This window comes from Devosia honganensis (assembly GCF_042648785.1).
GTDB lineage: Bacteria > Pseudomonadota > Alphaproteobacteria > Rhizobiales > Devosiaceae > Devosia > Devosia honganensis.
On the sequence record NZ_JBHRYD010000001.1, the window covers coordinates 933,417 to 945,407 of the forward strand.

Annotated in this window: 14 protein-coding genes and 1 tRNA gene; 4 read left to right on the top strand and 11 right to left on the bottom strand. The window is 68.8% G+C overall.

Translation table 11 applies throughout. The features are described 5' to 3' along the window. Positions 1-2 precede the first annotated feature (2 nt). Genes ACFOOL_RS04440 through ACFOOL_RS04450 form a run of 3 tightly spaced genes read left to right on the top strand, consistent with a single transcriptional unit; the run spans position 3 to position 2,370 of the window. A complete protein-coding gene (locus ACFOOL_RS04440; RefSeq protein WP_380095249.1) occupies positions 3-1,130 on the top strand; it encodes a divergent polysaccharide deacetylase family protein in 1,128 nt (375 codons plus the stop codon). A 9-nt stretch (positions 1,131-1,139) separates the two neighbouring features. Next, positions 1,140-1,676: an RNA pyrophosphohydrolase gene (locus ACFOOL_RS04445; RefSeq protein ID WP_380095251.1), complete on the top strand. Its 537-nt coding sequence runs from the start codon at positions 1,140-1,142 to the stop codon at positions 1,674-1,676. Positions 1,677-1,683: 7 nt separating this feature from the next. Then, the gene (locus ACFOOL_RS04450; RefSeq protein ID WP_380095253.1) at positions 1,684-2,370 is read left to right on the top strand and encodes an aspartate/glutamate racemase family protein; all 687 of its coding nucleotides are present in this window, start codon (positions 1,684-1,686) and stop codon (positions 2,368-2,370) included. Between the two features lie 166 nt (positions 2,371-2,536). On the opposite strand, the gene rsfS is transcribed toward ACFOOL_RS04450, so the two are convergent. The 10 genes from rsfS to ACFOOL_RS04500 all read right to left on the bottom strand — a co-directional run bounded on the left by rsfS (position 2,537) and on the right by ACFOOL_RS04500 (position 10,673). Continuing rightward, positions 2,537-2,929 (bottom strand): ribosome silencing factor, encoded by a 393-nt coding sequence (gene rsfS / locus ACFOOL_RS04455; protein WP_380095255.1) that lies wholly within the window; start codon positions 2,927-2,929, stop codon positions 2,537-2,539. Between the two features lie 359 nt (positions 2,930-3,288). After that, complete coding sequence (locus ACFOOL_RS04460; RefSeq protein ID WP_380095257.1) at positions 3,289-3,921, bottom strand: nicotinate-nucleotide adenylyltransferase; 633 nt, start codon at positions 3,919-3,921, stop codon at positions 3,289-3,291. A gap of 34 nt (positions 3,922-3,955) precedes the next feature. Then, positions 3,956-5,239: a glutamate-5-semialdehyde dehydrogenase gene (locus ACFOOL_RS04465; RefSeq protein ID WP_380095259.1), complete on the bottom strand. Its 1,284-nt coding sequence runs from the start codon at positions 5,237-5,239 to the stop codon at positions 3,956-3,958. After that, on the bottom strand, positions 5,226-6,389 hold the full coding sequence (gene proB, locus ACFOOL_RS04470) for a glutamate 5-kinase (protein WP_380095261.1): 1,164 nt from the start codon (positions 6,387-6,389) through the stop codon (positions 5,226-5,228). Before proB ends, ACFOOL_RS04465 begins: the two co-directional genes overlap by 14 nt. Positions 6,390-6,444: 55 nt before the next feature. Beyond that, complete coding sequence (obgE, locus tag ACFOOL_RS04475) at positions 6,445-7,488, bottom strand: GTPase ObgE (RefSeq protein ID WP_380095263.1); 1,044 nt, start codon at positions 7,486-7,488, stop codon at positions 6,445-6,447. After that, positions 7,485-8,021 carry a GNAT family N-acetyltransferase gene (locus tag ACFOOL_RS04480; RefSeq protein WP_380095265.1) on the bottom strand — a complete coding sequence of 179 codons (537 nt, stop codon included), beginning with the start codon at positions 8,019-8,021 and terminating at the stop codon, positions 7,485-7,487. Before ACFOOL_RS04480 ends, obgE begins: the two co-directional genes overlap by 4 nt. Then, a complete protein-coding gene (locus ACFOOL_RS04485) occupies positions 8,018-8,560 on the bottom strand; it encodes a GNAT family N-acetyltransferase (RefSeq protein WP_380095267.1) in 543 nt (180 codons plus the stop codon). The genes ACFOOL_RS04480 and ACFOOL_RS04485 overlap by 4 nt, the downstream gene beginning before the upstream one ends. 120 nt (positions 8,561-8,680) lie before the next feature. Next, positions 8,681-8,947, bottom strand: coding sequence for a 50S ribosomal protein L27 (gene rpmA, locus ACFOOL_RS04490; protein ID WP_380095269.1), 267 nt, complete (start codon positions 8,945-8,947; stop codon positions 8,681-8,683). Positions 8,948-8,959: 12 nt separating this feature from the next. Then, a complete protein-coding gene (locus tag ACFOOL_RS04495; protein WP_380095270.1) occupies positions 8,960-9,631 on the bottom strand; it encodes a 50S ribosomal protein L21 in 672 nt (223 codons plus the stop codon). A gap of 229 nt (positions 9,632-9,860) precedes the next feature. Further along, positions 9,861-10,673, bottom strand: a complete 813-nt coding sequence (locus ACFOOL_RS04500) for an MBL fold metallo-hydrolase (protein ID WP_380095272.1) — start codon at positions 10,671-10,673, stop codon at positions 9,861-9,863. A gap of 206 nt (positions 10,674-10,879) precedes the next feature. Between ACFOOL_RS04500 and ACFOOL_RS04505 the strand changes: the two genes are divergently transcribed. Next, positions 10,880-10,969: transfer RNA gene (locus ACFOOL_RS04505), tRNA-Ser, on the top strand. A 177-nt stretch (positions 10,970-11,146) separates the two neighbouring features. Here ACFOOL_RS04505 and ACFOOL_RS04510 read toward each other — a convergent pair. Continuing rightward, the gene (locus tag ACFOOL_RS04510; RefSeq protein ID WP_380095274.1) at positions 11,147-11,977 is read right to left on the bottom strand and encodes a hypothetical protein; all 831 of its coding nucleotides are present in this window, start codon (positions 11,975-11,977) and stop codon (positions 11,147-11,149) included. Positions 11,978-11,991 lie beyond the last annotated feature (14 nt).

Sequence of the window (11,991 nt, forward strand, 5' to 3'; positions counted from 1 at the left end):
CAATGGCCAATGACCTGTCGACGCCGCTGACCGGGCGCAAGCGCCGGGCCCGGGAGCGCGCCCGGCGGTTCCATTTCCCGCTGGCGCGGCTGCTCTTCCTGGTGATCGCGCTGATCGGGGCGGGCGTGGTGCTGCGCGTGGTGCTGGTGGACGACCCCGGCGGCGGCCGCCCCAGCAGCGAAGCGGCGATCACCTCCACCCGCGACGGCAATTCCATCGCCAATGCCGTGGCCAGCGGCCCCGCCACCATCACCGCCGATCCCCAGCAATATCCCGCCGGCGGCCCGATCGGGGCGCCGGATACGGCCCCGGTCCCGTCCGCCGCGCCGGGCCGGCCGGCCGACGGCTTCGGCGCCCTGCCCGATCTGGGCGAGGAAACCGCCAACGGCACCATTCCGCGCATTTCGGGCGCCGGGCTCACCCCCTTCGCCGCCTATCGCCGCGCCGGCGCCGCCGCTGCCTCCGGGCCGTCCATCGCCATCGTGGTCACCGGCCTGGGGATCAACGAGCAGGGCTCGCTCGAGGCCATCGACCAGTTGCCCGACGAGGTGACGCTGGCCTTCGCCCCCTATGGGCGGTCGCTGGAGACCACGGTGGCCTCGGCCCGCGCCGCCGGGCACGAGGTGATGCTGGAAGTGCCGCTCGAGCCCTTCGACTATCCGCAGAACGATCCCGGCCCCCACACCATCCTCACCGGCGAGCCGCCCCGGGCCAATCTGGAAAAGCTGTTCTGGCTGATGGCGCGCTTCGGCGGCTATTTCGGCGTCATCAACAATATGGGCGCGCGCTTCACCGCCTCGGCGGCCGACATGGCCCCGATCATGGAGGAGTTCGGCGCCCGCGGGCTGGGCTATGTCGATGACGGCTCCTCGGGCCGCTCCGTCGCCCCGCAGCTTGCCGGCGCCAACAAGGTACCCTTCGCCCGGGCGGACCTGGCGGTCGACGCCAATCCGGCCCGCACCTCCATCCTGGCGGCGCTGGCCGACCTCGAGGCCCGGGCGCTGGACACCGGCAGCGCCATCGGCATCGTCAGCGCCCTGCCCATCTCGGTGCAGGCGGTATCCGAATGGGCCCGCGAGCTCGACGCCAAGGGAATAGCGCTGGTGCCGGCCAGCGCGCTGATGCAATAGAGAACCGCCATGACCACAAGGCCCGACCGTGACGCCCTGCCCTATCGCGACTGCGTAGGCATGGCCGTGTTCAACGCCCGGGGCGAGGTCTTCATCGGCAGCCGGCGGGGCGAGGACGACCCCGAGCAGTCCAAGGAGCGCGGCGCCCCCTGGCAGATGCCCCAGGGCGGCATCGACAAGGGCGAGGACCCGCTGCGCGCCGCCCTGCGCGAGCTCCACGAGGAGACCAGCATCACCTCGGTGAGCCTGTTGGCCGAAGCGCCCGAATGGATCCATTACGACCTGCCCGACGAGGCGCTGGGCATCGCGCTCAAGGGCAGATATCGCGGCCAGCGGCAGCGCTGGTTCGCCTTCGCCTTCACCGGCCCCGAGAGCGAGATCGACGTGCTCAGCCCCGGCGGCGGCCGGTTCGCTCCCGAATTCACCGCCTGGCGCTGGGAAAGGCTGAGCCGCACGCCCGCCCTGATCGTGCCGTTCAAGCGGCAGGCCTACGAAAAAATGGCCGCCGCCTTCGCCGACATTCCCGGGCGTTTTTCCCATGGCTGAGCCCGGCATGAAGACCATCGGCCTGGTCGGCGGCATGAGCTGGGAATCCTCTTCCCATTACTACCGCATCATCAACGCCGAGACCGCAAGGCGCCGGGGCGGGCTGCATTCGGCCCCGCTCATCCTCAATTCGCTCGATTTCGCCCCCATCGCCGCCCTGCAGGCCGAAGGGGACTGGGAGGCGGCCGGACGCCGGCTCAACGCGGCGGCGCGGGGCCTCGTCGCCGCCGGAGCGCAGGTGCTGGGGCTGGCCACCAATACCATGCACCTGGTGGCCGAAGCCATGCTGGAGGGCATCAAGACGCCCTTCGTCCATATCGCCGACCCCACCGCGGCGGCGCTGCGGGCCGACGGGTTTGCGACGGTGGGGCTGCTGGGCACGCGCTTCACCATGGAAATGGATTTTTACCGCGACCGGCTCGCCGCGGGCGGGCTCGAGGTGCTGGTGCCGGAGGTGGAGCGCACCAATCTCGACGGCATCATCTTCGAGGAACTGTGCCGCGGCATCGTGCGCGAGCCATCGCGCCGCATCTATGTCGAGGCCATCGGGCGCCTCGCCGCGCGCGGCGCCGAGGCGGTCATCCTGGGCTGCACCGAAATCGGCATGCTGGTCGACGACGACGTCAGCCCGCTGCCGGTCTACGACACCACCGAACTGCACGCCCGGGCATTGGTGGATGCGGCGCTGGCGTAAGGAAAGAGTTCAGTCTGAGCGCTGGGCGCGAATGGCGGAGAGAATTCCACCAGCACCGTGTGCGCGGAAAGAACCCCTCACCCTCGCAAATCCGCTGAACGCGGATTTTCTCTCCCTCTCCCACAAGGGGAGAGGGGGACCGCTTCCCAACAAAAACTGAACGGCTCTAATGCTGGTCGGCGGCGAAGTCGGCCTGCCACATTTTTTCGATATTGTAGAATTCGCGCACTTCGGGGCGGAAGATGTGGAGGATGACGTCGCCGGTATCGACCAGCACCCAGTCGGCATGGGGCAGGCCCTCGACGCGGGGCTTGCCGAAGCCGTTCTCGCGCAGCGCCCCGATCACCTGGTCGGCCATTGCCGCCACGTGGCGCTGCGAGCGGCCGGAAGTGACCACCATGTGGTCGGCCAGCGAGGACTTGCCGGTGATGTCCACCGCGACCGTGTCCTCGGCCTTGGCGTCATCCAGCGTGTCCAGGATGAGATCGATGAGGGGTTTGCCGGAGGGGGTGGCGGGCGCCGGCGCGGAGGAAATATTGTTATCGGGCAGCACGGCCATCAGAAACGGCCTTCTGCCCATGCGCGTGCATGGGTCATGCGAGAATAGAGCATCCTTGGTCGTTGATGGGAATGTAGCGGCGTCGTGTTAACGGCAAGCCGTCCGTTCCTGTTCCGGTGACGATGATCACACTGGGTCGAATATGCGCCTTTGGCGGCCGTTTCGCAAGGTCGGGACGGCAAACGGGCTAAGAGGCTTTCATGTTTTGACGGAATCGGCGACCAGCGCTCCCTCCCCCTTGAGGGGAGGGTTGGGGAGGGGGTGGGTTTGGCGGAGCACCGAAGGACCCCCACCCCCGACCCCTCCCCTCAAGGGGGAGGGGAGCAAGAAAGCGCTGATCCGCTTGACAGTGAAAGGCTCTAGCCTGCCGCCGTTCCGGCGCGGATGGCGCTGGAGGAGAGCGCCGATTGCCGCCCCCGCAGATAGACCCAGGCCGGCGCCGCCATGCCGGCCAGAAGCGGCGCGTCGGCCTCGTCGAGCTGGGCATGGTCGAGCACCGCCGCCGCCCGCGAGGCCAGCGCCCGGGGCGAGGCGCCCGGCCGCACATAGACGGCGATGGGCACCCGGGCGGCGATGTCGCGCCAGCGCTCCCAGCGGTGGAAATCGGCGAGGCTGTCCGCCCCCATGATCCAGACGAAGCGCCGGTCCTTGAGGGTCCGGGTCAGAAAATCGATGGTCTGCCAGGTATAGGTGAAGCCCCGCGCCGCCTCGAAGCCGGTGACCTTTATGCGCGGGTCCCCGATCAGCGCCCGCGCCGCGCCGACCCGTTCCGCGAGCGAAGGCAGCCCCGCATTGTCCTTGAGCGGATTGCCCGGCGTCACCAACACGAAGAGCCGGTCGAGCCGCAGCCGCCGCAGCGTTTCGGCCATGACCAGCAGATGCCCCTCATGCATGGGGTTGAAGCTGCCCCCGAACAGGCCGATGCGCATTCCCGGCGCCGACGGCGGCAGTTCGGTGATGCCGGCGATGCGCAGGGGCGGGCGCAGCGTCACGCAGGCCCCCGGGGGAGAAGGCGCGAAAACCCGCTCAAGGCCGCAATTGCCCGTTGCCGCGCACGCGGTATTTGAAGCTGGTGAGCTGCTCGACCCCGACCGGGCCCCGGGCGTGCATCTTGCCGGTGGCGATGCCGATCTCGCCGCCAAAGCCGAATTCGCCGCCATCGGCGAACTGGGTCGAGGCGTTGTGTACGAGGATGGCGCTGTCCACCCCGGCGAAGAATTTCTCCACCGCCGCCGGGTCCTCGGCGATGATCGCCTCGGTATGGTGGCTGGAATAATGCTCGATATGGCCGATCGCCGCCTCGAGGCTGGGCACGATCTTCACCGCGATGATGGCGTCCTCGTATTCGGTCCTCCAGTCCTCTTCGGTGGCGGGCCGCGCCGCCGGGACCCGCGCCATGACCGCCGCGTCGCCGCGGATCTCGCAGCCCCGCGCCATCAGCGCCTCGAGGATGGGCCCCAGATGGGTGCCGGCCACGTCCTCGTGCACCAGCAGCGTCTCGGCGGCCCCGCAAATGCCGGTGCGGCGCATCTTGGCGTTGAGGGTGACGGCCACCGCCTTGTCCAGCTCCGCCGAGCGGTCGATATAGACATGCACCAGCCCCTCGAGATGGGCGAAGACCGGCACCCGCGCCTCGGACTGGACGCGCCCCACCAGCGACTTGCCGCCCCGGGGCACGATGACGTCGATATTGCCCGCCAGCCCCTTGAGCATCTCGCCCACCGCCGCCCGGTCGGTCGTAGGCACCAATTGCACCGCGTCCTCGGGCAGGCCGGCCTGCGCGAGGCCCAGCCGCAGGCATTCCACCAGCGCCTGCGAGGAATGGACGCTGTCGCTGCCGCCGCGCAGGATGACCGCATTGCCCGATTTGAGGCAGAGCGCGCCGGCATCGGCGGTGACGTTGGGGCGGCTCTCATAAATGACCCCGATCACCCCCAGCGGCGTGCGCACCCGCTCGATATGCAGGCCATTGGGCCGGTCCCATTCGGCGATCACCGTGCCCACCGGATCGGGCAGCTCGGCAATGGCCCGCAACGCATCGACGATGCCGTCGAGCCGCGCATCGTCGAGCAGCAGCCGGTCCTGGAACGCCGCGCTCATGCCCTTGTCGCGGGCATTGGCCATGTCCAGCCCATTGGCGTCGAGAATGGCGGCCCGGTTGGCGTCGACCGCCTGGGCGGCGCCCGCCAGCGCCGCGTGCTTGCGCTCCGCCGAGGCGATGGCGAGCGCGCCGGCGGCGGCGCGGGCCCGGCGCCCCAATTCGTGCATCAGGCCGGAAATGTCGTTGGACAGGGCTTCAGCCGAGGTCATGGCTCGCCTCCATTTCGTTGGCATCTTCGGGGGTGCCGACCAGCACCAGATTGTCGCGGTGGATCATTTCCGTGCGGCTTTTCGCGCCCAGCAGCCGCACCACCATATCGCTGTGCCGGCCCATGACCAGCCTCGCATCCTCGCTGTCGAGCCCGGCCAGGCCCCGGGCGATCTCGCGGCCATGCAGATCGACCACGGCGAGCGCATCGCCGCGCCCGAAGCGGCCGCCAATGCGGGTGACGCCCACCGGCAGCAGCGAGCGCCCCTGTCTGAGAGCGCTGACGGCGCCGTCATCGACCTCGAGCGTGCCGGCCACCGCCAGCGTCCCCATGATCCAGCGCTTGCGCGACTGGGCCCGGCCGGCGGCGGGATGGAACAGGGTGTGCCGCCCGCCCTCCGCCAGGGCGCGGAGCGGATTGGGCTCGGTGCCGCGCGCGATGATCATCGCCGTGCCGGCCATCGTCGCGATCTTGCCCGCCTCGATCTTGGTGGTCATGCCGCCGCGCGACAAATGGCTGGCCGCGCCCCCGGCCATGGCCTCGATGGCGGCGGTGATCCGCTCGACCACCGGCATATGGGCGGCGGCGGGATCGCGCGCCGGCGGGGCGGTATAGAGCCCGTCGACATCCGAGAGCAGCACCAGCAGGTCCGCCTCGATCATGGTGGCGACCCGGGCCGAGAGCCGGTCATTGTCGCCATAGCGGATCTCGGCGGTGGCGACGCTGTCGTTCTCGTTGATGATGGGGATGGCCCCCAGCCCCAGCAGCGTCCTGATGGTGGTGCGGGCATTGAGGAAATAGCGCCGCTCCTCGGTGATGTTGGGGGTGATGAGGATCTGCCCGGTGACGATGCCATGGCGGCCCAGCGCCTCGGCCCAAGCCTGGCTGAGGGCGATCTGCCCGGCACTGGCGGCGGCCTGGGACTGCTCCAGCGTCAGCGAGCTGGCGGCGAGGCCCAAAAGGCTGCGCCCCAGCGCGATGGCCCCGGACGAGACGATGACGATCTCGCGCCCCTCGGCCTTGAGCGCGGCGATATCCTGGGCAAGGCCCGCCAGCCAGCGCGTGCGCAGCCCGCCCGCGCCATCGACCAGCAGGGCCGAGCCGATCTTGATGGTGACGCGGCGATAGGCGGCGAGGGGGGACTGGCTCAATTGCGCACCTCCCCCTCGCCCGTCCCGCCGGGGAGGGGACTAAAGGCGCTGCGCATCAGGGCGTCCATTTTTCCCCCGCCTGCTGCTGTTCCAGCGCCGCCCGCTCGGCCTTTTCGGCATCGAGAATGGCGAGCACGTCGTAGAGCACCCGCTCGACGCCCGCCCCGGTGGCGGCGGAAATGGTGCGGATTTCGGCGCCGCTGGCCTGCTCGAGCGCCGCGACCTTGTCGGCGATCTCCTCGGGGGACAGGGCATCGACCTTGTTGAGCACGACGATCTCGGGCTTTTCGGCCAACACGTCGGCATAGGCGGCCAGTTCGTGGCGCACCGCGCCATAGACATGGGCCAGGTCCTCGCTGGTGCCGTCGACCAGATGCACCAGCACGTTGCAGCGCTCGATATGGCCCAGGAAGCGGTCGCCGATGCCCACCCCCTCGCTGGCGCCCTCGATGAGGCCGGGAATGTCGGCCAGGACGAATTCGCGCTCGCCGATCCGCACCACGCCCAGATTGGGATGGAGCGTGGTGAAGGGATAGTCGGCGATCTTGGGCTTTGCAGCGGTGACGGCGGCCAGGAAGGTGGACTTGCCGGCATTGGGCTGGCCGACGAGCCCGGCATCGGCGATGAGCTTCAGGCGCAGCCAGATGCCCTTTTCCACCCCCTCCTGCCCCGGATTGGCCCGGCGCGGCGCCTGGTTGGAACTGGTCTTGAAATAGGCGTTGCCGAAGCCGCCATTGCCGCCCTTGAGCAGCACCACGCGCTGGCCCACCTCGGTGAGGTCGGCAATGAGGGTTTCCTGATCCTCCTCGAAGATCTGCGTGCCCTCGGGCACGCGCAGCACCACGTCCTCGCCATCGGCGCCGGTGCGGTTCTTGCCCATGCCGTGCACGCCGGTGCCGGCGCGGAAATGCTGGCGATAGCGGAAATCGATCAGCGTGTTGAGCCCTTCGGCGCATTCCACGATCACATCGCCCCCGCGCCCGCCATTGCCGCCATCGGGGCCGCCGAACTCGATGAATTTTTCGCGCCGGAAGCTCACCGCCCCCGCGCCCCCGGCGCCGGACCGGATATAGACCTTGGCCTGGTCGAGAAATTTCATTGCTGCCGTGCCTTCCAGACGTCGCGCGTCAATTGGGTGTCGATATGCTCCACCTCGGCGCCGCGCGCAAGGCAGAGCAGGCGCGAACGTCCCGTCTCGACAAAGCCCAGCCGCTTCTGCAGCGCCAGCGAGGCGGTGTTGAAGTGGAAGACGCCCGAATATATGGCCGGCGCCCCGGTGGCCGAAAAGAACCAGGCGACGGCCGCCGCCGCCGCTTCGCTCATCACCCCCCTGCCCCAGAACGGCCGGCCCAGCCAATAGCCGATGATCGGGCCGGCGCCGCCGGCCTGATAGCCGATATGGCCCACATAGCCGGCGCCGGCAAGTTCGATGGCGAACCCCGTTTGCTCCGGCTCCGGCTCGCGCTGCTGGCTGCGCAGCCAGGCCCGGGCGTCGGACAGGCGATAGGGAAAGGGCACCCGGGCGAGATTGCCCGCCACCGCGAAATCGTTGAGATAGAGCGCGATCGCGGCGGCATCCTCGGGGCGCGGCGGGCGCAGGAGAAGGCGCCCGGTCTCGATGGCGGGGATCATCGCGCCGCCTCCCCGCCCAAATCGAGCCGCATGAAGATTGCGGGCAGCCCCTTATTGGCGCCCGCCGGATCGGGCCCTTCCCCGATTTCGGCAAAGCCCAGCTTGCGCAGCACCCGGCGCGAGCGGCCATTGCTGGCGAGCGCGCGCGAGCGCAGCGTCGCGAACCCGGCAATGCGGGCCGCCGCCACCACTGCCGCGGCGGCTTCGCTGGCATAGCCCCGGCCCCAATAGGGCTCGCCCAGCCAATAGCCCAGTTCGGGCGCCAGCCCGGCGGCGAAATGCAGGCCCACGACGCCGATGACCTCGCCCTCCCGCCGCACGATGGCGAAGCAGTGCTCGCTCTCGCCCGGCGCGATCTCCTCGATGAAGCGGCGCGCATCCTCCAGCGAATAGGGAAAGGGCAGGCGCGCCAGCCAGCGATGGACGTTGCGGTTGTTGGCGAGGCGAGCAATGGCCGGTGCATGTGCCGGCACCGGCGGCACCAGCGCGAGGCGCGCCGTCTCGATGCTGGCGGGGAGGCGGTCCCTGGGCTGGTGCATGGATCGGACGCTCCGGAAAACGAAAAAGGGGAACCGGCAGACCGGCTCCCCTTTCGTTTGTCGTGCTTTTCGCCCAACGCGCCGGGGAACGGGTCTCCGGCGGGGCGCTGGCCTGCCGGGCTATTCGGCGGCCTCTGCCGGGACGACGGAAACATGCACCTTGGCATTGGCGCGGGTGCGGAAGGCGACCTTGCCGTCCACCAGGGCATAGATGGTGTGGTCCTTGCCCAGGCCGACGCCGGTGCCCGGCGCCCATTTGGTGCCGCGCTGGCGCACGATGATATTGCCGGCGACGACCGCTTCGCCACCGAACTTCTTGACGCCCAGGCGCCGGCCGGCGGTATCGCGACCGTTGCGGGACGAGCCGCCTGCTTTCTTATGTGCCATGGTCTGAGCTCCTTATTCCTTGTCGGCCTTGGCGCGCGGGGGCTTGCCGGCAATGAGTTCCTTGGCCTGTTCGACCCATTCCTCGCGCTCGATGCGGCCCTTGAAGTTCAGCACTTCGTCCATCTTGGCCACGTCTTCGGCGGTCCAGTCGGCGATCTGCTTGAGGCTGGTGACGCCGGCCGCATGCAGCTTCTTCTCCAGCGCCGGACCGACGCCGCCGATCAGCTTGACGTCGTCCTTGAACGCGGCGGCCTTGGCCTCGGTCGCCTTGGCGGGAGCCTCGGCCTTGGCCTTGGTCTCGGCCTTCTTGGCCGGCGCCTTCTCGCTCGCCGCCGCGGACTTGTCCGCCTTGGCGGCGGCCTTCGCCGCCGGCTTGGCGCCCCCGGTCAGGATCTCGGTGATGCGCACGGTCGAGAGCAACTGGCGATGGCCGTTGCGGCGGCGCGAATTGTGGCGGCGCCGCTTCTTGAAGATGATGACGGTCTTCTGCTTCCTGGTCTCGACCAGCTCGGCCGCCACCAGGGCGCCTTCCACCAGCGGCGCGCCGATGGTGTCGCCGACCATGAGGACCTGGTCGAAGGTGACCAGATCGCCGGCCTCGGCGTCGAGCTTTTCGATCTTGATGACGTCGTTGGCAGCGACCTTGTACTGCTTCCCGCCCGTCTTGATAACGGCGAATGTCATATGTCGTGCCGCGCGGTTCGCCACGCGGTCCCTGTCTGTCGCGCTCTGCGGCGCCGCGGCTTGCATGCCTGTTCCGCGGGCTTGTCGAAGTTTTGGGCCGGAGGGTCCGGCCGGCAGCCTCGAGCAGCGTTTAAAACGAAACCAGCGCACCGGCGGGGCCGGTACGCAAGCTGGAGGGGCTTATCGGGGGAAAGCGGGCCCGAGTCAAGCGGATTTGGCCGTTTTGGGCTCACTCCGCCCCGGGATACCAGTCGCGCAGGCGGATCTCGATATTCTCCCCGGCCGCGGCCTCCAGCCCCGACAGATCACTGTCCCCGTAATGATAGGGATAGACGATGCGCGGCCTGAAGATGCCGATGGCCTCGGCGGCCTGCTCCGGGGTCATGGTGAAGGGCAGGTTCATGGGCAGGAAAGCCACGTCGATATCGGTGAGCCCCAGCATGTCGTCCGTCGGCTCGGTATCGCCGGCGATATAGACGAGGACGTCGCCCAGGGTGAGCACATAGCCATTGCCCACGCCCACCGGATGATAGCGCATCCGCTCCGCGGTGAGGTTATGGGCGGCGATGGCGCGTACCGGAATGTCGAGGACCGACCCGCTCTCGCCATTGGCCAGCGCCGTGGCATTGGCCTTGAGGGGATCGGGCAGCCTGCCGCGCACCTCTTCGCTGACGAGCAGCGGCGCCGACCCGGCAATGGCTTCCAGCGTCGGCACGTCGAAATGATCGCCATGGCCATGGGTGATGAGGATGGCGGAGGGCGCCGGCAGGCCGGCATAACGCTCCGCCCCGCCCACCGGATCGACGTAAAGCGCCTTGCCGTCCCATTCCAGCACCAGGCTGGCATGCTCGACCGGATGGATGACGAGATCGCCAGTGCCGGTGGGAATACGATCGGCCATCGCCGTCTCCTGTTTCGGTTCCTGCTCTCCCTCCCCCTCCCTTTCCTGGGCCAGGGCCGGGAACGCGGCGGCCAGGCTGGCGGCGCTGATGGAAAAAGACAAGCCGGCCATGCCGATCACGATCTTGCGGCGGGTGATCATTTCGAACATCTCCCTGCATCGGGCATCCATGGGCAGTCGGAAGACTAAACCCGCCAGCGCCCCGCCGGATCGCCGCGCACGGGAAAGTGACCGCCCTTTTCGGGCGGCACCGGGCTCACAAAGACAGTTGCAGCCGCCTCCCCGCTATGCCATAAGCCGCCGCGTATCGACCAGCCACGCTCCCCGAGAGCGTCTTTCGATCTCGCGGAGAGATGGCAGAGCGGTTGAATGCACCGCACTCGAAATGCGGCATAGGGGCAACTCTATCGGGGGTTCGAATCCCTCTCTCTCCGCCATTTCCCCCTTTATAACCCGCTTCGGCGAGAAGGTCTCTCCGGAGGACATTGCGGACCGGCATGGGCGTGGCGGCTCGCAAGCAGATGGTCTTCGGCGGCATTTGGGGAGCCGGTGGTTCACTGCCCGTTGACCCGCCCCTTAGCAGAAATCCGGCGGCCAGGGCGGCGGCCTCCCGCTCAGGGATAGGACCAGCCGTCATGCTCGACGCGGAAGATGCGCAGCGGCGCGCCCTGTCCTTCCGTGTCGGCGCGCAGATAGAACACCGCGCGCTGGGGGGCGCCGAAATTGGTGAAATCGACGATGATGGCGATCATGCCGCGCAGCATCGGCTGGTCCGGGTCGGGCGCGATGCGGATGACGCGGCCGTCGAAATCCTGGGCGCCGTAAAGCGGATGCGCGCCGAAGCCGCCCGATTGCAGCAGAGCGACGATGTCGGAGGTGAAATATTGGGCGGCGGAGCGGCCTTGCAGCGGGTCGGGGCCCTCTCCATGGTCGGCGCGAGCCTGCGCATCGTAGAGGTCGCGGACGATCTGCTGCGCCGCATCGATCATCGCATCGCCGGACGGGGACGATCCGGTGGCCTGATCCGATTTTGTGCTGAAGACCGCCACGGGGGACTGTGTCCGGCGGGGCGCGGCGACGGCATCGTCCGGCGTGATGAAGCGTTGGGCCACCCAGCCGGCCTTGCTCAGCGAGGCGCTGCGCATCAGGCACCAGCGGGGGGGCAGCGCCTCGATCTCCGCCGGGGTCATGCGCTGGTAATGGGCCGGCGTATAGAAGGGCACGCAGGTGACCTGCTGCATGCCGCGCTCATCATGGGCGAAGGTCTCGATCACCGGATAGTTCGTCCCCGGCCCCATGCGCGCATTGAGCCGGTCATCGGCCGACACCCCGGTGACCCGCCAGGCATCCGGCCCGTGACCGTCGATCTCCGCCCGGGCCGGTAGAGCGGTGCCGGCCATTGCCATGACGATGGCCGCGGCCATCGCAGCTTGCAAAGCGTTCATCCTGGTCTCCCCTT